A 21,549-nucleotide genomic window follows, 5' to 3' on the forward strand; every position below is an offset into this window, starting at 1 on the left:
AGGGTACAAGGAGACAAATCAGGTGGAGATTTAGACTCCATCTGATTTCATAACTAACAAATAAGATTTAGTTATGCCGATAACGGTAGCTGAATCACAAATTCAGTTCCTTCCCCAAATTGGGAATTCACCGCGATCGCTCCGCCATGTTTTTCTACAATAATTTGCCGAGCGATCGCCAATCCTAATCCTGTGCCTTTACCGACAGCTTTTGTCGTAAATAAATGATCAAATATTTTTTGTTTTACTTCTTCTTCGATACCCTTACCATTATCAGCAATTGTAATTTTAACTAAATTATTTTCTACTGTAGTGGTAATTGTAATGCAGTTCGGATTGGCTTTAATTTCGTCAAAACTTCGTCCAAGATTCGATTCCTCTAAGGCATCAATGGCATTTGCTAAAATATTCATAAATACTTGATTTAATTGTCCAGGAAAACACTCAACTTGAGGTAAATTGCTGTATTCAGTTATCACTTCAATTGCTGGACGTTGGTCGTTAGCCTTGAGACGATGTTTCAAAATTAAAATCGTGCTGTCGATGCCTTGGTGAATATTAAATGGTACTTTATAATCTTTATCGGCACGCGAGAAAGTTCGTAAACTGGTGCTGATGTTTTTCAGGCGATCGCACGCCATCGACATGGCATCAATCATCTTGGGCAAGTCTTCTAAGCTATAATCCAAGTCGATTTCTTCGGCATGGTGTTTGATTTCATCACTTGCATTAGTCAAGCTTGATTGATAAAGTTTTAAGTGTTCAACAATATCAGCAATGGTAGGTTTAGCTTGTTTGAGACTGGCAGCAATAAAACCGAGAGGATTATTCATTTCGTGAGCGACACCAGCAACTAAGTTCCCTAGTGCAGACATTTTCTCACTTTGCACCATTTGTAATTGGGTGTTTTGCAGATCGGTTAGCGCTTGTTCTAAGTCAAGTGATTTTTGCTGCAAGGTAAGTTCAGCAAGTTTGCGATCGCTAATGTCTCGCATCACAACGACTGCACCGAGTTTGTTACCCGAAGCATCGAAGATCGCTTGTCCACTAGCTAACAAAATTCTCCTAGAACCATGCTTCGGCGCAATTACCATTTCGGCATTTTCGACGATTTCTCCTTGCAAAGCACGAAATAAAGGAATTTCCGTGATTGATAGGGGTGTTTGACCATCAGGTTGATAGAGATCGAAGTGTTCTGCCCATTGTTCTGCTGGTAATGATTCTACTGGTAGACCATGAAATTCACGAGTTGCTTTGTTAAATAGAGTCAATTTGCCAGTACCATCACAAACAACAATCCCATCGGTAATATTGTGAATGATCGCATTCAAAAACTCTCGTTCTTTGGCTAGAGATACTTCAGCCTCTTTGCCATTGCTAATATCAATCACCACCCCATCCCAGATGATTGCCCCATCGGCTTGTAGCTCTGGCCGAGCCGCAGATTGAATCCATTTCACGGTTCCTGAAGGCAGGATAATCCGCCATTCTTGCTCAAATGGTGTAAGATTTTGGGCAGAGTCGGCGATCGCTTGGGCAATAGCTGGGCGATCGTCAGGATGATTCATGGCGTAAATGCTATGCGTCCCTGCCATCAGCAACTCTGGCTCTAACCCATACAAATCGAGACAGCCAGAACTAACGTAGGGTGTTGAAGTTGAACCATCCACCTCCAGACGGAATTGGTACACCATCCCAGGAATATTATTTGCCAAATTTTGGAAGCGGATTTCACTAGCCTGCAATTTTGCTAGAGATTGTGCCAACTGTTGCGCATAGTTCTGAGAATTTTCGTAAATTTGGGCATTTTCCAGAGAAATTGCGGCTTGGGCACAAAGTAAGTTCAGCAGTTCGACGCGATCGCTTGTAAAGGCTCCGGTTGCCAAATTATTTTCCAGGTACAATATGCCCAACAACTTACCCTGATTCAAAATCGGGCTGCACAAGATACTCTTGGGTTGCTGTTGCTGAATATACGGGTCATTGATTAATTGCGGATGCACCGTGGCATCAGTAATTACTGCTGGTTGTAAGTTGCGTTTGACGTTATTAATTAAGCCAACTGGTACATCAACTGAGTCTTCAATAGGCTGTGGGTTGAATAACATCGGGTAAAAATCAACTTTGACAGCCTGGTTCTGTAGACTGCTCACGGAAAGTTGTGCTAAAGCCTGAACTAGCAACCGATCTGACTCTAAAAGCATGAATACACATTTATCGGCTCCAGCATTTTCAATGACGATATGCAGCAAAGCTGAAAGCAGTTTTTCGAGTTCGATTTCCCCAGAAAGAGTTTGGGAAGCTTTGAGGATGGTAGCTAAATCTAAAGCAACAGAGACGCTGCTACTATTGGAAGTGGCGGAACTGGTGGAGGTAACACTCTCCAATGTGAAGATAGTTTCGTTAGTTGAAAGGGGAGAACGGGTTTGCTCTAAGATGGGGGCGAGGAGTTGGGGATAACCTCGTTCCAAATCGGCGACTTTGGCTTTAGCGCCCCAACGAGCATAGCCATAGTAGGCTTGGGTCATATATGACTGAGCAATTCGCTCTTTGTGCCAATTAAGGTAGAATTTAGCTGCCAGTTCATTGGCAAGTGCTTCTTCTTGGGTGTAACCGTGTTCTTTAGCTAGAGTTATGGCGCGATCGTACAAATCTATTGCCTCTGATTTCTGCTCTAAGACTCGGTATCGGTCGGCTTCAACTAAATAAAATTTGTGTAGGTAATTTTCTGGAGCGCGATCGGCCCACTTTTTCATTTTTTCCTGGTTTTTAGCCACCCGTTGCAGAATGTTTTGCTGTTGTGCCTCACAAACCTGAGAATAGATTGCCAGATGGGCTAGAGAATCATAGGTGTAGCAGAGCGGAACTATGAATAAGCCTGTAGCACCACCTATATAGTTTTCAGCAGCGATCGCCGCTGACACCGCCAACTCAAACTTGCCAAACATGTAACACAGACCAAGTTGGTTGGCATAGAAATAATACAACGCAGTCTGATCGCCCGATCGCTGGAGGGCTGGCACAATTTCCTCTCGATTAAAGGCATTTCCAGTCAGCTGCCAAGGTTCAGCAGAATCGCCAAGCATATTCAAAATTGGTTGCTGAAAAACGGTCAGATGGCTGGTAAGACCTTCTTGGTTGAGCTGCCCAAGCTGATCTCGGAAGGCAGCACTCTCTCGGCTGAGATCGCTTAATTCTTTGCCCATAAACCAACAGTATGAGATGTAAATGAATCCGCAAATAGCAGCCGATTCTAAATCTCCCGTTTCCAATCCAACTTCGTAGCCTTCCCGGAGAAACGGTAAGGAGTTCTTGAGCGGCTCTTTCCAATGCCACACGCAACAGTAAATTCCGACATAGACTCTAGACTTCAGTTCTTTGGCATTGAAATGTTCGAGCAATAAGTGTGCTAGTTGTGCACACTCATAGCCAGAGTCAATTTCTCCTGTCATCCCACAAAGTATCATTCCATAGTAGCCATAGCCAATTGCCGAAAATGAACTATTGCCATATTGAACGGATAAATTGACCTGTTCGAGGACAATAAACGGTAACAACGCTGGAGTTACAACAAAGGCAGCAGAAGTGACAGCGGCGAGAATCCGTACAACAGCTAACTTATTAGGGTCTGACATCTGGGGCAGAGTCATTAAGTCTAACGGTTGCCTTCCAGCCAGGATCGATTTAGTCGTCTCGAATGCCCGTGCAATATCTAATTGACTGGGTTGCTTGGGAAAACTCGTTCCTAGATGCTCTACAATCTTTAGGGCAATCTGCACTGCCTCTATAAATTGATGTTGGGCTTGAGCAGCTTGAATTTGAACTTCATAGACCTTGACCGTATCCAACAAATTTCTAGAGCGTTCTATTATAACTGCCGCTAATTGTGTCATCTGTTCAAAGTTGCCGCTCAGGTAAGCGGCTTCAGTGGCAGCTTCGTAGAGGGCTAAGGTTAACTCATACTGCGTTTGCCACATATCCTCAGTTAACAAGGCGATGCCTGTAGTGCAATACTCACATGCGGCTGTATAGGCAGTTGTGGCTCTGGCTTTTTGTCCAGCTTTCAGATTGAGTTGGGCGAGTTCTATTTGCTTAGATAGATCGACAATTAGGGATTTGCCGATATTAAGTTGGTTAACGATTTCAAATAATTTTTCGTCTTGTTTGGCAACAGGTGTATGAGTCAGTAATAGTTGCCCAATTTTGAGGTGAGCTATCTGTTTTTGTTCCTCTGGAATCAGGAAATAAGCAGCTTGCTGGACGCGATCGTGCAAGAATTTGTAAACCGTCATTTGTCCTTTGTCATTTGTCATTTGCAAATGACCGATCGCCAATGAGGAATCTTGATAAAACTTGTAAATTTCATTGGTAGGAATGATAAATCCTTCTTGCAGTGCTTTCCACAAGTCTGAAGCGGTTTCTGCCTGCGACTTTTCATAAACGATCGCTAACGTCGCCAAATCGAACTGATTGCCGATACAGGCTGCCAGTTTTAGAACATTTTGCGTGATGTCAGGCAACTTCTGAAGTTGTTGTGCCATAAATTCCACCACATCATCAGTGAGAGCAAGCGATCGCACTTGTGCTACATCGCACTGCCAAAAACCTGCCTCCCAATTAAAGGTAATCAGCCCATCCTCATGTAGCGCTTTCAAAAACTGAGTTGTGAAAAAAGGATTGCCTTTGGCTTTTTGATAAACTAACTCTGTCAACGGCAGTGCCTGTTTTGTTGCACAACTGAGCGAATCGGCGATCAAATGATTCACATCTGCTTGACTCAACGGAACTAGGGTCAAAGTATTGACGCAGGAAGATGCCTTTTCAATTTCATCTAGCGTCAACATCAGTGGATGAGCCGCAAACACCTCGTTATCGCGGTATGCGCCAATAATGAATAGATGGCTGCAATCGCTCTGAGCCATCAACAACTTCAGCAAATTCAGCGATGCCGAATCTGCCCACTGCAAGTCATCGAGAAACATCACCAACGGATGCTCTCTTGTCGCAAACACCTGAATGAACTTTTGGAACAGCAGATTAAAACGGTGTTGTGCCGCACCGCCCGATAGTTCAGCGATCGCAGGCTGTTTGCCGATCAGCTGCTCCAGTTCAGGAATCACCTCGATCAGAAGTTGTCCGTTCTCTGCAACTGCTGCTAAAATCTTGTTCTGCCATTGCTCCAGTTGAATATCGCTTTCCCTAAGCAACTGTCCCATCAGATCGCGAAAGGCTTGCACAAAAGCAGACAGAGGAATGTTGCGGTTGAACTGGTCGTATTTGCCCTTGATGAAGTAGCCGTTCCAGCGCACAATCGGTTTATGCACTTCGTTGACGACTGCGGTTTTGCCAATACCAGAGAAACCTGCCACTAGCATCAGTTGAGAGCCACCATTGGCCACATAACCAAATGCTTCTAATAGGGTCTTTACCTTCGATTCCCGCCCGTAGAGTTTTTCGGGTATGAGAAAGCGATCGCTAATATCTCGCTGTCCTAAATCAAACCAGGTGTGTTTGCCTGTTTCTCGCCACTGTTCTAAGCAGGTAACAAGGTCATGTTTAATTCCTAGCGCACTTTGATAGCGGTCTTCGGCGTTCTTCGCCATCAGTTTGCGGACAATTTCGCCCAGCATCAAGGGCAATTTGGGGTTGAAATCGCAGAGGCAGGGTGGAAGTTTCGCAATGTGGTAATGCACCAACTCCATCGGTTCATGGGATTCAAAGGGCAATTTTCCACTCAGTAGCTCAAAGAAAGTCACACCTAAAGAATAAAAGTCGCTGCGGTAGTCTATGCCCCTATTCATTCGTCCGGTTTGCTCTGGCGACAGATACGCTAGCGTTCCCTCCAGTCCATTGAGGCTCTGAAGTTCCTGGGTTTCTCGTGGTAAGAGCGAGGCAATACTAAAGTCAATCAGCTTGATTTGTTTCGTGTCAGGGTGAATCAAGATATTGGCTGGCTTGATGTCTTTGTGAATGACGCGCTGTTGATGTAACTGGTGTAAAGTGTCAAACAGTTGCAGAGCAATGGGTAAGAATTGCTCTAATGTCAGTGTTTTTCCTTGAGTAAATTGCCGCAGGGAAACACCACCAAAGTCCTCCATTACCAGGGCATAGCCATTATGATGGGTTTCCAGACTGTAGGGTTTGATAATGCCGGGAATATCTAGGTTTTTAGCGATCGCATATTGGTTGCGAAACTGGACTAATTCGGTAAATGTTGGGTATTCTCGTTTTAAGAGCTTGATGACAACTGGTAGGCGTTGGCGAAGCCCACCGAAGGTATCGCATTCTCGAATTGCCCGATACACTTGAGTACGAGAACCTGAATAAAGTTGCTCGACGATTTGGTAGCCAGCAATCCTTAAAGTTCCATCAACTTTTGCGCTCATAAATTTTTACGAAAATCTCTTTATACTAGTGTTATAATTCCCACTACCATAAATTGGGTAACAAGCGTTAGAAAAGTTATATTGGGTATGGGGCACTGGAGGCGAAGAGTAGGAATGCAAACACCTTCATGTAGATGTAGCGAACGCGTTTTGATGATTTCCCAAAGTAGTATCAGAACTCCGTCAAAGACTTTTTGAGCTGACAAATAAAGGCATGAGGCAACAGTAAAGAAGTATTAAAGGACTTCCAAATAAAAAAATATCCCAAAACTGACGCAAAAATTCTCTCTATTTCTTCTCTTTTGTGTTCTCTGCGCCTGGAGTGGTAGCCTGCGGCAAGCCCTCCGGATTCAGCAGTCGCTCATGAGGGAAAGTTAAGACGTTACCATGTTTATCGCCTAGTTGTTTGGCGCGCAGCACGGCATAGCCGCGCCATTGCTGGTGACAGTTGCGTAAGTCCTGTTAATCAAATAGGTTTCCTAATTTTTACTATTTGAATTTAGATTTAATTCGGTGGTAATTCCAAACTCATTTCACCCAACAACCCCTTACGAAAATCTGTTAAAAGTTGCCTTGCTGCTCGCTCTACATCACCTTTGTAACGATGCTCTGCCAAGGCGTGTAAATAGGTATCTCCGGTGTCTGATGTTGAATCGAGTTGGTAGCGAGATTGTAATGGTTTTTTTGGTAATAAATCTTCTGCTACAGCTTCTAAATAGTTGAGTAAATCCACTAAGGCTGCTGCTACTAGCTGGTTATCGTAAGATGCTTCACCGATATCATCACAAATAGCTAATTTCAAGGCTGCGTCTTGGTCTTCTAATTTTAAAGGGATGACACCAGGAGCATCAAGCAATTCTAAATGTTCGGAAATTCGCACCCAGCGTAGTTGGCGAGTTACCCCAGGACGAGCTGCACTTTCCACAACTCGCTTTCCCAACAGGCGGTTAATTAAAGCTGATTTACCGACATTGGGAAAACCAATTACCACAGCCCGCACTGGACGGGGTAACATCCCGCGATCGCTTCTTCTTTGATTGAGTTCTACCCCAGCAGCTTGCGCTGCCCGCGCTACTTCTGCTATACCTTTACCATGTTGAGCGTTGGTAAAATAAGGGACTTCCCCTTGACGTTTAAACCAATCGATCCACAGCGATCGCATTTGTGGTGTAATCATATCTACTCGATTAAGTATCAACACCCGTTTTTTACCTTCTACCCACTCACCTATTTGGGGATGGTGAGTCGCTAAGGGAATCCGAGCATCTCGTACCTCAAACACCACGTCTACGCGCTTTAGCTGTTCTTTGAGCTTCCTTTCAGCTTTCGCAATGTGACCTGGATACCATTGAATCAGGTTTAATCTATAGTTTTGAGTTATAGCCATTTGTTCTTTGTCCTTTGTTATTTGTCTTTTGTCTTTTGTTATTTGTCCTTTGAAATGACCAATGACAAATGACTAATGACTCCCCATAGCAGCTTGATGTAAAATCAGACGATTGCCATCAGGGTCATAAGCATAAATTTCTCTGCCGTGGGAAGCAATGGAAATGTCTCCTGGTGGAGGATAGCCCAAAGCAGTTAGGTGAGCGATCGCATCTTCTAAGTTACTTACTTCCAAACACAAACTTATCTTACTTTTGGCGATCGCTTCAAATTCCGATTCGTTTGTGTTCTTTGGTTTAAAAATACTTAATCTTAGGCTAACTAAATTAAACTCAGCATAGACATTTGGAATCAAAATAACTGGCTTTTGCTCCAGCAATTTGGTATAGAAATTAACTAAATTCTCAAAATCAACCGATGCTATGGTGACAAATGCGTTAGTGTACTGAAAAACCATCTTGGCTTTAAGTTAGTTGATTTTTTTTTGCTAAAGAAGTGCGATCGCCAATCAAAAAAGATTTTCACTTTTCTAAAGTTCTTACACTTAGCACTTGCTGCGGTTTCGAATCTGGTTTGAGCTTTAAAGGAAGTGTCGATGGTTTACGCGAATTTGAGTAGAAATAAAATCAAGATATCAGTCATCTATACAAAAATCTGTTGTAAATTTAAAACAAAACTAGGGAGAACATCTTCACCCGATAAACTTGTGGGAGATTGTAAAACTTCCGGTACAATATTTGGGCGATAAATTATTACTTGTTTATCTTTAGGATTAATTAACCAACCCAGTTGTAAACCATTTGCTAAGTATTCCTGCATTTTGGCTTTAGTATCTTCCACATCATCAGTTTCAGAAACTAATTCCACTGCAAAATCAGGACACAAAGGGAGAAATTTCTTTCTTTGTTCTGGGGTAAGAACATCCCATCTTTCTATCCTTATCCAAGAGGCATCAGGTGAACGAGTTGCCCCATTTGGCAATTTAAACCCAGTAGAAGAATCAAAAGCTTTTCCCAAATTATTTTGATTGCTCCAAAACCATATCTGACCTAATAAATCAAAATTACGGTTTCCCGTTTCTCCCCCAGTAGGTGACATGATAATTAATTCCCCCTCAGCAGTTAACTCTAGTCGTAATTCTTTATTCACAGCGACAACCTGTGCAAATTCCTCATCCGTAAATTGCAGATTAGAAGGTAACTGTAAGGTTAAAGCAGTCATAATTAATTGCGCTCCACAAAAATTCTAGTTGCATCAAACCCATCTGCTGCTAATAGGGAAGATTTAGCCTCTACCTATACTTTAGGAATTCCCTCCAACAAATGCCCCATTGTTTGATTTTTTAAAACAATTTTGGGGTAGGTAATAGGGGTGAGAGATTGAATGAGAAAACAAAATCTCTAGTATAGTGTTATATCAATCACCACATACGTACACTAATTTTTGTATTCTAGACTAACCGTTACCATTCTGTCTCATAGGGTAAATTAGGTTTATCCTATGAGAGAAAATGACCTCTCGATTTTTTCGTTAGTCTTGTAAAGGTAACGAGCGCGGAGGGATTTGAACCCCCGACCCACAGAACCGGAATCTGTTGCTCTATCCACTGAGCTACGCGCCCTTAATCTTCCATATTATAGCACGTCTGTGATAAAATTCGCAGCTTTAAAGATAATTAGCTGGGTCTACAGGTGTACCATTCCGACGAACTTCAAAGTGGAGGTGGGGGCCAGTTGAGAAACCTGTGGAACCGACAGCAGCGATCGCTTGTCCGCGTTCAACTGCTTGTCCCTCAGAAACATATAACTCGCTGGTATGACCGTAGAGTGTAGTCATGCCATTACCGTGGTCGATAATTACCGCTCTACCATAACCACCATACCATCCAGCAAAAATTACTGTTCCTGAATCGGCTGCCCGAATTTTACTACCATAGCTGGCGGCAAAATCCAACCCAGCATGAAAGCGACGATAGCCAAGAATTGGGTGTACCCGCCAGCCAAAGGGACTGCTAGTAGAAGCATCGCTAGGATATGCCATTACCCCAGTTCCTCGAATGATGATACCTGTTCTGCTGTTGGTTTTTCCTTGGGCTTCGGCTACCTTTTGTTGAATCAAGACTTCCAGATTTTTGGATTCTCTTTCTAGCTGATTTTGCGCAGCTTCTAAGGCAAGGCGATCGCTATTGAGGCGTTGAATCAATTCTGATTGCGATTGCGCCTGGGTTTGATAATCGGCTTTTTGTGCCAACAGTTGCTCGCGAATTAAACCAATTTCGTTTTTTTGCTGTTCTACTTCCGTTTTTTGTTTATCGATTGAGTTTGCTTGGGTGTTGAGTTTTAGCAAAATTTTCTGGTCTGCTTGAAACACTAACTTCAACTGATGACGACGGCTGAAAAAGTCGCTGATATTTTCACTTTCGAGCAAAACTGCCCATCCCGCAAAAGCAGGCGATCGCTGAAGATAACGCAATCGTGCTACTGTTGCAATTTGCCGCTCCTGATACGAACGTTCTGCCACATCTAAATCAGTCTCTAACTGCTGGAGGCGTTGGGTAGCAAGTTGTAATCGCGATTCGCTCTCTAGAAGATAGCTATCTGTCGTTTGCAGATTTTGCTTTAAACCAGTCAGGTGTTTTTGGGCCTCCTGTTGGAGATTATTTAAGCGATCGCGCTCTCCAACTACACCCTGACGCTGCTGGTTCATTTGTTGCTGCTGTTGTCGCAGAGTATCAATAGACCCTGTAGATGTTGCGTCGGCTGGAATTAATCCCAAACAAATCCACAAAATACAGCAAAATACAATAGATAAACAGCATTGAAGGAGGCAGGAGGCAGGAGGCAGGAGGCAGAAAAAGGCAACTCTAAGGGGATTCGATCCCAGATAATTGAGCAGTGCTGAACTGCCTGGAGGTCTTAAACTCTTGCTCTCTCTGGTTGTAGCAGGAGGCAGATGCAGAGGGCAGTCTTCCTCCTGCCTCCTGCCCTCTGCCTCCTGCCTTCCTCGATAAATCTGCTTTTTTTCTAGAAATCGCCCTCTCATAGTGCGAACCTAATCAAAACGATACTTTCAAACACTATGAGGATTATTCCCAAAATTTGATTCACCCACGCCAAAGCATTATTAAATTGGTATGCCAAGTTGTAACACAAGGATTCCAGCTATGTCAGCATTGAGCAGGTATGTGAGTGGGTGAGATGTATGAACGCACGTATAGCAATTCTCTTAATTACCTTGGTTGCTCCAGGTTTGGCAGTGGTGGGAGTATCGTTGTATTGGTTTAATCTCGATTATGCAGCACTGATCAAAGCTGAAAAGTATGTGGAAAACCTGGTAGAGGTTGGAAAAGTAAATGATAGACAATTAGAGTATGCCTATCATCGCACTTACATTCATCGCATCAACGTATTTGCCGATGGTACTTGGGGATTACTGGGAGGTGTAATTACAGCGCTAGGTATACATGGATTAGTCACTATTAAAGAATAGATAGGGAGCAGGGGAGCAGGGGAGCAGGGGAGCAGTTGCAGTAAGTTTTTCCCCTCTGCCCCTCTGCCCCTCCGCTCCTTTGCCCCTCTACCCAATCCCCATTAATTACGATTAGCTTTCCAGTTTGCCAAATCAGTTAAAGAGCGATCGCGGTAACGTCCATAACGTTCTGGTTTACTTTTGATTTTCATTCCTAAATCGGGAAAAATCCCAAAGTTAGGCGGCATTGGTTGGAAATGCTTCGGCGAAGCGGAACTAATAAATTCTAATAATGCACCCATCATTGTTGTTGGTGGTAAAACCAAAGCTTCTTTACCCAAGGCTAACCGCGCGGCATTAATTCCTGCCAAGCAACCACCCGCAGCCGCAGCAGTGTAACCTTCAGTACCAATCAATTGTCCCGCAGCTAATAATGTCGGACGCTCTTTAAATTGCAAGGTAGGATGCATTAACTGAGGAGCATTAATAAAAGTGTTGCGGTGCATTACTCCCAGCCTGACAAACTCTGCTTTTTCTAAACTGGGAATTAATTGAAAGATTCGCTTTTGTTCGCCCCAACGCAGATTTGTTTGAAATCCTACCATATTCCACAGCTGACCAGCTTTATCTTCTTGTCGTAACTGCACCACAGCATAAGGACGTTCTCCTGTGCGAGTATCTGACAATCCCACTGGCTTTAGGGGGCCGTAGCGCATGGTATCTTCTCCGCGCTGGGCTAGTTCTTCTATGGGTAAACAAGCTTCAAAAAATTTCGCCGTTTCTCGTTCAAAACCCTTGAGTTCTGTTTGTTCGGCTTTACAGAGTTCTTCCCGAAAGTGCAAGTACTGCTCTTTATTCATTGGGCAGTTGAGATAAGCGGCTTCACCTTTGTCATAACGTGATGCCATAAAAGCAATGTCACGGTTAATCGATTCTCCAACGATAATCGGACTAGCTGCATCAAAAAAGCTGAGGTATTCCATCCCTGTAAAGCGTTGCAAATCTTCTGCTAAGTCGGGACTAGTTAAAGGCCCGGTTGCTAAAACCACAATCCCTTCAGGAATCGCAGACACTTCACCCCGGCGGAATTCAACTAAAGGATGACTCGCTAAAGTTTCAGTTAAATCTTGGCCAAATTGTCCCCTGTCTACGGCTAGCGCCCCACCAGCAGGTACGGCGTGTTCATCAGCTTTTGAGATGACAATCGAACCGAGTTGGCGTAACTCTTCGTGCAATAATCCCGCCGCGCGATCGCTTGCCATTGCCCCAAAGGAATTACTACACACTAATTCTGCTAAATGTTCTGTATGATGAGCCGGACTAAATCGCTTTGGACGCATTTCATGCAGAATTACTGGCACTCCAGCTTGCGCTATTTGCCAAGCTGCTTCTGTCCCAGCTAGTCCACCTCCAATTACTTGTATCGGTTGTGTTTCCATAGTTAAATTTTAATTCCCATATTATAAGTATCCATCAGCATTACAAAAGTCAAATTAAATAAAAAGTGATGTTAAACCACAACAAGTGCAAATAAAGTATTGGGTCAATTGTAACGTCGAGACTAGACTTTCAAGGTTTTTTACAATCGTTTTTGCCATAATATGAAAAGCCACCAGCAACGCTGGGCTGAACATTTTTCAACTGGCACACTGCCAGCAAGTGCGATCGCGTCCTCAGCCCTTGCCTAATTGGATTAATCAAAAAGGTAGCAAAATTAGTCATAAAACTAGGATATTTTGTATAAAACCTTGATTTCTCCTTTTTCTAGGTGATACATTAAGTACATATTCAATAATTAGTTAAAAAGGCGTAATTAAGACGTGATTTATGACTAAAAACAAAATTAAAGATAACGTCGCTTTAAATCTAGCTCCAGTTATGTTTATTGAGGAAGTAACAGATGATCGGGAATTGAAAAGTGTATACGGTGGCGTAACGCCTCCTGTTTCGCGACTAACCCCTGAAATTATTGCTGCTCTTGAAAAGCGCGGTATTAAAGATATTAACGATCCTAACAACCCAGATATATTAACAGAAGAGGCGTTATCTGCTTTAAAAGAAATTTGGGTTAATTAGACAGCATAGTAGATACAAATGATTTCCATTAACTGTAGCGATATGCAATACTAGGGCGTGTTTGAAAACACGCTCTATTCTAAAAAATAGGTTAATCTCAGTAATCTTTAAATTATTCTCATGGCTTATCAAAGTCATTTGATATTGTAATCAAATCTTTTGCACTACCAAATAACAGCAGTTTTCACTCCTTCCATGCTTGGGAGCGCGTTCAACTTTGGCAACAGACAATCAACCCAACAGATGAACAAGCACAAGCTTGTCTGAAAGAAAAGCGATCGCTATCCCCAAAAAAAAATTAACATTAACCTTAGAAGTGTTAATTTTTCATCACATAAACTCATGGGTTACTACATCGCTCCCCGCTTTTTGGACAAACTTGCTGTCCACATCACCAAAAATTTCCTGAAGCTTCCTGGCGTGCGAGTTCCCGTGATCCTGGGTATTCATGGACGCAAAGGAGAAGGTAAAACATTTCAATGTCAATTAGTCTTCGAGAAAATGGGTATCGAAGTGACTCACGTATCTGGCGGCGAACTGGAAAGTCCAGATGCGGGAGATCCAGCGCGGTTGATTCGGTTGCGCTATCGGGAAACAGCTGAACTGATCAAAGTACGCGGCAAAATGTGTGTACTGATGATTAACGATTTAGATGCCGGTGCTGGACGCTTTGATGAAGGCACTCAATATACTGTAAACACGCAGTTGGTGAATGCCACACTGATGAATATTGCTGATAATCCCACAGATGTGCAGTTGCCGGGAAGCTATGATTCCACACCTTTACATCGCGTGCCGATTATTGTCACAGGTAATGATTTTTCTACCCTCTATGCACCGTTAATTCGGGATGGACGGATGGAGAAATTCTACTGGGAACCAGATAGAGACGATAAGGTAGGAATTGTCAAAGGGATTTTTGAACCGGATGGACTGTCACAGAAAGAAGTTGAACAGCTCGTTGATACTTTTGTCAATCAGTCTATTGACTTTTTTAGCGCTTTGCGATCGCGCATTTATGACGAACAAATCCGCAACTACATTCATAAAGTAGGTTTTGAGCAGATATCCTTGAATGTGGTTAACAGCACTCAAGGGCCACCAGAGTTTAAAAAGCCAGATTTCAGGCTGTCTCACTTAATCGAGTCTGGTAACTTCCTGGTTGGCGAACAAAAACGGGTAGAAAGTTCTCATTTGGTTGATGATTACAATCGACTCAATCGAGGTAGAAATTCTCAATCAGCACCACCTGCTGCTGTGACACCAATTAGTCAGCCATCAAATGGCGCAACCAAAGAAGTAAAAACTAATCAATTCCAGAAACAGCAAGCATCAAGTGCCCATTTAACTTTAGAGACACAAGAACAGATTCGGCAATTATTGTCTCAAGGTTACAAAATTAGTATTGAACACGTAGATGAGCGCCGTTTTCGCACAGGTTCTTGGCAAACTTGTGTTCATAGCCACATTGATGCCGAGTCTGATGCCATCTCAAATTTAGAGGCAACTTTGTCAGAATATAGCGGTGAGTATGTGCGTTTAGTAGGTATCGATACTAAAGCCAAGCGGCGGGTGGTGGAGACAATTATTCAGCGTCCCAATGGAAACAATTAGGGATAGATGCAGCACAATCCGGGAGTTAGAAATCGGAAGTTCAATCGACGGTTAGAAACTGCATCTAAACAGACTAAACCCGCGTGGGCGGGTTTAAAAAGCTTTATTTTCTATTAGCTCATATCATTTCTGGGTAATTATACCAATTTGAAAAAAGAATGCAACAAATAGACCATTTGTAGAGACACGATTCATCGCGTCTTTACCCAAAAATATGTTGTTGCAATCATTAATTGAATTGGTATTAGCTGCTAAAGAGATGATGTTTTAGCTATAGCAATGCCAATGCTGTTCGGTTAAGGCAAGAGACGCGATGAATCGCCGTCTCTACAAAGTCAATTTTAAATCATTTGTGAACAACAAAAACCCCAACTTCTTGGAGAAGTCGGGTATCTGAAGCTGCGAATTCGATTCGCCAGATTTTTTGTTAATTCTTAAACAACTAGAAACTATATGTTTCCTCAATTTGAAAGCTGAATTTTTCCCTTTTACCTACAAGTACTAGCTGAAGCTGAGGTCATCGTTCTTAAATCGCTAGTAAATGCGGCTGTGTATTGATAAGGTGATGCACCATAGCAATTCATGGAATTTGTATTAGTGCCACGAGGAGTCCACCATGACGTTGCTTTCACAGTTAAATTTGTGCCATTCCATGATAGATAATTGACAAGTAAAGAATTAGTTTCTCCATTATCTGGCTTTTTAGAAGATAAAAACGTGGCATAATCAACCTGGCCATTATCTGGATTAATCCGGGCTATAACTGCGGCTTGTGGTCCGCCTCCATAACCATAGCTAGGCATCCACCGACCACTGGCAAAACGGCGAAAATCACTACCTGTCTGACTGCCTGTAGAAGAGTAAATGCCATATAAAACATCACTTCCATTCCAATACAATCCGTAACCTGTACTATCGTCACCTGTGGTCTCGTAATCATTGCGACACCATGCTTTTATCCCATTATTAAAGCGGATAGTTACAGGGTTTTTGTTATTTGAGAATTGCTGATAACCAATGTAAATTCTTGCTGTTCCATTAACTACTTTGGGGCCATTTTTAGCTGCGATTGTCGCTTCACTATCATTGCAACTGAATGTCACAGCTTCACCGAATGATGTATTTATGGTTTCGGCTAAAACTGGAGCAGTTTTTTGTGTGAGAACTAAGTCACCTACTAAAATTACAGACAAAGAAATGCCCGCAAAATACTTTTGTAATTTGCCAGAATAAATCATGTTATGAATCTGCCGAGACAAGGAACGGAAAACACCGTATCACTATAAACTCTAATCAGTATTTAGACAAGCAAAATGGTTGAAAACACTATGCAGCAAGAGTCTCAGTACTATAAAATATTAGGGATAACTACAAAATGCCCGATCTAATAGGCATGATGATGCATGATAGTAGCTGTATATAATTGTTGTTTATCAAAGAGCATTAGTAACTATAAAAAAATGCAATGGGTTATGCTTTAGCATAAACAATTGCAGTAATTGAGAAAATAATTTTAATCAGTCAAGTAGCCTTTGTGCGTTCCCTACATCCCTTGTAATGACATTGCTTTCCCTGTGTTTTATGCTTTTATCCGGGCTGTATTAGGTAGTTTTAGGATTTTTATCTGATGCTTCTCCGGCAGCAGCTTTCAGGCGGCTCAATCTGCTTTTGCGAATCCGTTCGCTATCGCGAACCCCACCCGCCATTTCATATTCGCTGCTATCTTTGCCATATTTAAAAGCAACCCCTCTTACCATCTTGTCTGTAAGATTACTTAGGGTTTTCTCCATCGCATCAATTTGAGTTTTAGAAGAATCAATTAAAGTTAATGCAGTGTTATAACCATCAAGCATGGTTCTTAGCTGTTCAATTGCTTGACTCAAGTTTTGCAAATCGCAATTATCACCAAAACTCATATTTGAATCAATTGCTTTTAGTCCAGCGGATCTCAACTCAGCTTTTTCGAGAACACGGGATGTACGTTTTTTACGAGACATCAATATATTCCTTAGAGAGGTTTCTAAAGCTAATTTGGCTTACTAAAGCTGTTTTTTGGTTCAGTAAAATTAGTGATAATTATATTTGTTAAAAAAAATCTAACTAATCTGGGTAATTTCTCTATATTTTCAGTTTTTACCTGTTTTTCTTTGCAATTGCTTTAATATTAATGATGAATCTTGCAATATTGATGAGGAATATTTCAATGTTGATGAGGAATATTGCAATGTTGATGAGGAAGGTTGCAATATTTATGAAGAACGTTGCAATGTTGTGAGGAAGGTTGCAATGTTGATGATTAATATTGCAATGCTGATGAAGAATATTGCAATGTTGATGCGAATACCTACGGTGTACACACAAGTCAGATCCAGTTTTAGTTTTATGCCAATACGCTTGGGATAAGCCAGAAACTTTCATGTAGAGACGCGATTTATCGCGTCTGTCTTACGTGTCAGTCTTTTAGACGCGATAAATCGCCGTCTCTACAAAGAATGGACTCGTCAATTATTCCAATACATACTACTATTTCCGACTTGTGTGTACACCGTAGCCCTTGGGGAGAGGGGAGCTAGACATTCAATTCCTCTTGCCTCAAAATGTAGAAAAAAACTTATGAGCGTAAGGCTTTGACTGGATCGATCTGGCTAGCCCGCACGGCGGGAAGCAAACTAGCTCCCACCCCCACCAGTAGGGCTGAACCCACTGCTAGCACTGCAATTCTGCTATCAAACTTATAAGGCAAGCTAAAAGTATCGGTAATTACAACAGTCAATCCATGCACTACTCCAAGAGCTGCTGTTCCTCCTATTAGACTTAAAAGCATCGCCTCTAAAATAAATTGCAGCATGATTTCGCGTTGGGTTGCACCTATGGCCCGTCTCAAGCCTATTTCAGCGGTTCGTTCATTTACTGAGGCAATCATAATATTTGCAATCCCAACACCGCCAACTAACAATGCGATCGCTCCGACTGCTGTTAGACCTTGAGAAGCCATCTCTAGAGTTTTCTGCTGCTGTATAATATCTGATACATTATTCCAAAATTTAAATTTGTAACCTGGAAATCTTTGTAACAGTAACTCCTCTGCTTGGTGGCTTAAGTCTTCGATATCTTTAAGTGAATAAGGGCGCATTTGGATGCTCCCAATGTCGCGGCTACCAGTCGAAGCGTTGTAAATAGACATCGGCACATACAGTTGACCCGCCGGAGGTGCATTTTCACTTAAAATAGTTGCTACCACCCCAATGACGATATAGGGTCTATCCCCAGCATAAATCAGCTGCCCCACAGGTTCTTGCTTTTGAAAAAGTTGTTCTGCCAGCAATTGATCGATTACGATTACCGGGCGGTAGTTGGCAAAATCTTCAGAAGTGAAAAACCTTCCAGATACTAAGGATATCCCCGAAGTCAACAAAAAATCTTGGGAAACAGGTGACAAGGTTGGAGTAAATTCCTTGTCCCGAAATATAGTTGGTGTAGAACCAGCCCAATTAAAAGAACTGATCGCTTGCAAGCCCACCATTCGCTGTCGTAAGAATTCCATATCTTCCAACTTGAGTTGGGTAGCTTGACCACCAGAATCCCAATTTGGATAAACTGAAACTTGAGGCGCACCTCGTTTTGCTAATTGTTGAGCGATCGCATCGCGGCTAATATTACCAACCTGAAGTGTAGCGCTGACAGCAGCCACACCCATAAATACCCCTAGAGTAGTCAGAGCAGAACGCAAGGGGTTTCTACCTAAAGAGTGAAAGGTAATATTTAATAAGTCAAAAGCTGAAAGAGCCATAATAGTCGCTTTGCTCTAGCTTGGGGATTGGGCAGGGGGCGGAGGGGCGGAGGGGCAAAGGGGCAGAGGGGCAGAGGAGCAGAGGGGCAGAGGGGCAGAGAGGCGGAGGGGCAGAGGGGCAAAGGGGCAGAGGGGCAAAGGGGCGGAGGGGAAAAACTTACTGCAACTTCTCCCCTGCTCCCCTGCTCCCCTGCTCCCCTGCCCCTCTGCTCCCCTGCTCCCCTGCCTTAACTGGCAGCCCTGGCTTGAGTTCTGACTCAACGGGCGGCAGTATAATTTGTTCGCCGGGATGCAAACCAGAAGTTACTTCTACATTCATTAACCCTTCCAATCCCAGATTAATGGTGCGTTTTTGAGCATGATTTTGGCTATCCAGAACCCATACAAAGGGGCGTGGTTGCGATCGCACAATTGCCTCTGTCTTCAAAACTACTACGTTCTGGCGTTGCTGCAACACAACCTCGACATTTACCCTGCTACCAGGGAGCAGTGTGCGAGTCGGGCTATCAAGCTCAACCGTTGCGGGTACTGTTGGTTGCTCTGATTGTTTTGAACTGCTACCATCTTGTTTTTGGGCTTCAGGGCTGAGTGCTTGAGGATACAAGCTTTTTACGCGTCCAGAGAATCTCCTTGCATTCGGCCCGATCGCATTAATGCGGACAAGTTGGTTGACGCGAACTTGAGCAGCGTTGAGGGTAGAAAGTTGGAGTTTCACTAAGACTTTTCTGGGATCGCCCAAAGTGAGCAGATTGGTACGCAACTCTACCCCATCACCGTTTTCTACATTCACACCCAAGACTACGCCATTCAATGGTGCAGTCACAATATTATCCTGGAGTTGTTGCTGAATAAGTTGGCGCTCCAATTGCAAAGTCTGAATTTTGAGGGCGGTTGTACGTGCCTCTGCTTGACTATTTCGCAGACTAGCACGAGCAACGCGTACTGCATCTTCTTGCGTTTTGGCTTGTTCTTGGGCAATAGCTCCTTCTCGCACCAGAGGAGCAAGCCTCTGGAGTTGTCGTTCCTCGGCTGTTAATCGTTCTTGGTCTTCAATAATTTTCTGGCGACTACGTGCTAGGTTAATTTGCTCTTGTTGTATTTGCAACTGCTGATTGGTAAGAGCAATTTTTCGCTCAGGGTAGCGCAGAGTCAGCAGCACTTGACCAAGTTTTACCCTCTCACCAGGTTTGACCATGACTCGTTCGACTGCACCCTCTTTTGGGGACTTCAAGATTCGCTGTTCGCGTAACTCAACAGTACCGCTCTCATTGATTGTGGTTTCAACATTACCTCGCTCCACAGTTAGCAAGCGTACTGCTAATGGTTCAGCAGGTTGATTCAGAGCTAAGAAGTAGGTTAGCCAACCGCCAGCACCGGCTAAAGCCAAAACTCCTGACCAGGCTAGCCATCGACTTGGGATATTAAATTTATCTTTTTCATATTTCCAGTTCATGACAACTCGATCCAGTGAGTTTGCAGTTAATTACAAGCGAGCGCAACGTAGATAGGCGTAAATATTTATCGTTGGGATGAGGCAGGGGGCAGGAGGCAGGAGGCAGGAGGGAAGAGGTTTTATTCTGGGGACATAATTAATGTTGGAGAATCTCATAGCGAAAGATCGAACACGACGAGGCGACTGTTGTCCAAAACGCGGCGGAAATTTGAACTGAGATAATTTCGCAAACCAGAGTAATAATCAAGCCACCAGAAGGCGGGCCAGGCGATGACCATGAAACTTGCTCCCGCTTGACGCATTCGTTCCAGTTCTTGGATGGCAATCTCATCATTCAGTGGCGCTCCCCAGTATTGACCGTCCTGTTCTAAAAAGGGCAGAGCATCGAATTGCGGCAGAATCTCGCAGCTCCATTGATTTTCATCGACCAAAATCAAACGCTTCCCGGCGGGAATCACAGATGCAATTTCCTGCATAGCAATTTGCAGGCGTTCTGACCAACTCAAATTAAGTTTAGGTATCAGTTCAGACGTGAATTGACTACGACGCATACTTATATGCAACAGGCGTTCTGCTAGCCACTGCCGATAAGATGCATCCTCTGCACGCGGCGACTTTAATAAATAAGCGATCGCATCAGTACGTTCTGCTACCACAGCGAGCGAACCTGTTCCCCCTGGAGAATGGAAGGTAATCTGGGAATCTTGTTCGACGTGAAACCTGACTTGGGCTAACTCTTGAGCAATAAAGAAGATGTGGAATTGCGCCGCTATCCGCAAGTATAAGTTCAGGTCTAGCATATATCTAGAGTGCGGTATATCAAATGTGCCAACTACTGCAAGTGCATAAGCACGAAACATCACGGCTGAGGAGCGCAAAATCCATTTTTGCCCATCAACAATTTGGTGGATGAACTCTAGCCCGTCGATCGCTCCTACTGGCAATTTGTCGGAAAGTTCCGTCTTTGTTACATCCACTCGGACATTATAAATATCAATAAACCCAGCTTGGGCAACGGAGAAACCAACATCTGGATGGTTATCTAATGCTAAGATAGATTCACGGATAAAGTTGGGTAGCAAAATGTCATCGTCCGACAAGATGCTGAGATAAGGGCTAGAATTTAGCTCAACAGCCAGCTGCCAATTCCGAAACATTCCAACATTAGTTTCGTGACGGACATAAGTGATTCGGGAATCCGCGAATGAGCGGACAACCGCCTCTGTATCATCATTAGAAGCATTATCCAATACAAGAACTTGGTAATCTTGATAGTCCTGTGCCAATGCGCTCTCAAGGCTAGCTTTTAGTAACTCCGAGCGATTGTAAGTTGGGATTGCGATCGTAACTTTGCTTTCAGGTTTCATATCGTTTGG

15 protein-coding genes and 1 tRNA gene are annotated in these 21,549 nt (G+C 43.2%); 3 read left to right on the forward strand and 13 right to left on the reverse strand.

The features are described from left to right. Nucleotides 1-71: 71 nt before the first annotated feature. The 6 genes from AC1F2U_RS08435 to AC1F2U_RS08460 form a co-directional block, all read right to left on the reverse strand. On the reverse strand, nt 72-6,386 hold the full coding sequence (locus tag AC1F2U_RS08435) for an ATP-binding sensor histidine kinase (RefSeq protein WP_480260690.1): 6,315 nt from the start codon (nt 6,384-6,386) through the stop codon (nt 72-74). Nucleotides 6,387-6,891: 505 nt separating this feature from the next. Beyond that, nucleotides 6,892-7,773 carry a ribosome biogenesis GTPase YlqF gene (ylqF, locus tag AC1F2U_RS08440; protein ID WP_480260691.1) on the reverse strand — a complete coding sequence of 294 codons (882 nt, stop codon included), beginning with the start codon at nt 7,771-7,773 and terminating at the stop codon, nt 6,892-6,894. Nucleotides 7,774-7,845: 72 nt separating this feature from the next. Continuing rightward, on the reverse strand, nt 7,846-8,229 hold the full coding sequence (locus AC1F2U_RS08445) for a VOC family protein (protein WP_480260692.1): 384 nt from the start codon (nt 8,227-8,229) through the stop codon (nt 7,846-7,848). A gap of 185 nt (nt 8,230-8,414) precedes the next feature. After that, nucleotides 8,415-8,993 carry a Uma2 family endonuclease gene (locus AC1F2U_RS08450; RefSeq protein ID WP_480260693.1) on the reverse strand — a complete coding sequence of 193 codons (579 nt, stop codon included), beginning with the start codon at nt 8,991-8,993 and terminating at the stop codon, nt 8,415-8,417. Nucleotides 8,994-9,320: 327 nt separating this feature from the next. Then, nucleotides 9,321-9,393: transfer RNA gene (locus AC1F2U_RS08455), tRNA-Arg, on the reverse strand. Between the two features lie 44 nt (nt 9,394-9,437). Continuing rightward, entirely contained in the window at nt 9,438-10,616 is a 1,179-nt protein-coding gene (locus tag AC1F2U_RS08460) for a murein hydrolase activator EnvC family protein (protein WP_480260861.1), read from the reverse strand. A gap of 357 nt (nt 10,617-10,973) precedes the next feature. Here AC1F2U_RS08460 and AC1F2U_RS08465 point away from each other — a divergent pair, with 357 nt between their 5' ends. Then, nucleotides 10,974-11,261, forward strand: coding sequence for a hypothetical protein (locus tag AC1F2U_RS08465; protein ID WP_480260694.1), 288 nt, complete (start codon nt 10,974-10,976; stop codon nt 11,259-11,261). 101 nt (nt 11,262-11,362) lie between these two features. Here the strand turns inward: AC1F2U_RS08465 and trmFO are convergent, their stop codons facing one another. Together trmFO and AC1F2U_RS08475 are read right to left on the reverse strand one after the other, a co-directional pair. Further along, on the reverse strand, nt 11,363-12,679 hold the full coding sequence (gene trmFO, locus AC1F2U_RS08470; RefSeq protein ID WP_480260695.1) for an FADH(2)-oxidizing methylenetetrahydrofolate--tRNA-(uracil(54)-C(5))-methyltransferase TrmFO: 1,317 nt from the start codon (nt 12,677-12,679) through the stop codon (nt 11,363-11,365). Nucleotides 12,680-12,809: 130 nt separating this feature from the next. After that, nucleotides 12,810-12,962 (reverse strand): hypothetical protein, encoded by a 153-nt coding sequence (locus AC1F2U_RS08475; protein WP_480260696.1) that lies wholly within the window; start codon nt 12,960-12,962, stop codon nt 12,810-12,812. Nucleotides 12,963-13,067: 105 nt separating this feature from the next. Between AC1F2U_RS08475 and AC1F2U_RS08480 the strand changes: the two genes are divergently transcribed. Then, nucleotides 13,068-13,316: a hypothetical protein gene (locus tag AC1F2U_RS08480; RefSeq protein WP_480260697.1), complete on the forward strand. Its 249-nt coding sequence runs from the start codon at nt 13,068-13,070 to the stop codon at nt 13,314-13,316. A gap of 342 nt (nt 13,317-13,658) precedes the next feature. Beyond that, on the forward strand, nt 13,659-14,930 hold the full coding sequence (locus AC1F2U_RS08485; RefSeq protein ID WP_480260698.1) for a RuBisCO small subunit-like domain-containing protein: 1,272 nt from the start codon (nt 13,659-13,661) through the stop codon (nt 14,928-14,930). Nucleotides 14,931-15,418: 488 nt separating this feature from the next. Here AC1F2U_RS08485 and AC1F2U_RS08490 read toward each other — a convergent pair whose 3' ends face one another. The 5 genes from AC1F2U_RS08490 to AC1F2U_RS08510 all read right to left on the reverse strand — a co-directional run bounded on the left by AC1F2U_RS08490 (nt 15,419) and on the right by AC1F2U_RS08510 (nt 21,540). Then, nucleotides 15,419-16,168: a hypothetical protein gene (locus AC1F2U_RS08490; RefSeq protein ID WP_480260699.1), complete on the reverse strand. Its 750-nt coding sequence runs from the start codon at nt 16,166-16,168 to the stop codon at nt 15,419-15,421. A gap of 363 nt (nt 16,169-16,531) precedes the next feature. Next, on the reverse strand, nt 16,532-16,927 hold the full coding sequence (locus AC1F2U_RS08495; RefSeq protein ID WP_480260700.1) for a hypothetical protein: 396 nt from the start codon (nt 16,925-16,927) through the stop codon (nt 16,532-16,534). Between the two features lie 614 nt (nt 16,928-17,541). Next, nucleotides 17,542-18,720 (reverse strand): ABC transporter permease, encoded by a 1,179-nt coding sequence (locus tag AC1F2U_RS08500; protein ID WP_480260701.1) that lies wholly within the window; start codon nt 18,718-18,720, stop codon nt 17,542-17,544. Between the two features lie 157 nt (nt 18,721-18,877). Then, nucleotides 18,878-20,173 (reverse strand): efflux RND transporter periplasmic adaptor subunit, encoded by a 1,296-nt coding sequence (locus AC1F2U_RS08505; RefSeq protein WP_480260702.1) that lies wholly within the window; start codon nt 20,171-20,173, stop codon nt 18,878-18,880. A gap of 152 nt (nt 20,174-20,325) precedes the next feature. Next, nucleotides 20,326-21,540, reverse strand: a complete 1,215-nt coding sequence (locus AC1F2U_RS08510; RefSeq protein ID WP_480260703.1) for a glycosyltransferase family 2 protein — start codon at nt 21,538-21,540, stop codon at nt 20,326-20,328. Nucleotides 21,541-21,549 lie beyond the last annotated feature (9 nt).

This window comes from Nostoc sp. LEGE 12454 (assembly GCF_056620565.1).

What these genes read in the sequence shown, in the direction of transcription:
- AC1F2U_RS08435 (WP_480260690.1), bottom strand. Translation starts at nt 6,386, where the DNA reads ATGAGCGCAAAAGTTGATGGAACTTTAAGGATTGCTGGCTACCAAATC.
- ylqF (WP_480260691.1), bottom strand. Translation starts at nt 7,773, where the DNA reads ATGGCTATAACTCAAAACTATAGATTAAACCTGATTCAATGGTATCCA.
- AC1F2U_RS08445 (WP_480260692.1), bottom strand. Translation starts at nt 8,229, where the DNA reads ATGGTTTTTCAGTACACTAACGCATTTGTCACCATAGCATCGGTTGAT.
- AC1F2U_RS08450 (WP_480260693.1), bottom strand. Translation starts at nt 8,993, where the DNA reads ATGACTGCTTTAACCTTACAGTTACCTTCTAATCTGCAATTTACGGAT.
- AC1F2U_RS08465 (WP_480260694.1), top strand. Translation starts at nt 10,974, where the DNA reads ATGAACGCACGTATAGCAATTCTCTTAATTACCTTGGTTGCTCCAGGT.
- trmFO (WP_480260695.1), bottom strand. Translation starts at nt 12,679, where the DNA reads ATGGAAACACAACCGATACAAGTAATTGGAGGTGGACTAGCTGGGACA.
- AC1F2U_RS08475 (WP_480260696.1), bottom strand. Translation starts at nt 12,962, where the DNA reads ATGACTAATTTTGCTACCTTTTTGATTAATCCAATTAGGCAAGGGCTG.
- AC1F2U_RS08480 (WP_480260697.1), top strand. Translation starts at nt 13,068, where the DNA reads ATGACTAAAAACAAAATTAAAGATAACGTCGCTTTAAATCTAGCTCCA.
- AC1F2U_RS08485 (WP_480260698.1), top strand. Translation starts at nt 13,659, where the DNA reads ATGGGTTACTACATCGCTCCCCGCTTTTTGGACAAACTTGCTGTCCAC.
- AC1F2U_RS08490 (WP_480260699.1), bottom strand. Translation starts at nt 16,168, where the DNA reads ATGATTTATTCTGGCAAATTACAAAAGTATTTTGCGGGCATTTCTTTG.
- AC1F2U_RS08495 (WP_480260700.1), bottom strand. Translation starts at nt 16,927, where the DNA reads ATGTCTCGTAAAAAACGTACATCCCGTGTTCTCGAAAAAGCTGAGTTG.
- AC1F2U_RS08500 (WP_480260701.1), bottom strand. Translation starts at nt 18,720, where the DNA reads ATGGCTCTTTCAGCTTTTGACTTATTAAATATTACCTTTCACTCTTTA.
- AC1F2U_RS08505 (WP_480260702.1), bottom strand. Translation starts at nt 20,173, where the DNA reads ATGAACTGGAAATATGAAAAAGATAAATTTAATATCCCAAGTCGATGG.
- AC1F2U_RS08510 (WP_480260703.1), bottom strand. Translation starts at nt 21,540, where the DNA reads ATGAAACCTGAAAGCAAAGTTACGATCGCAATCCCAACTTACAATCGC.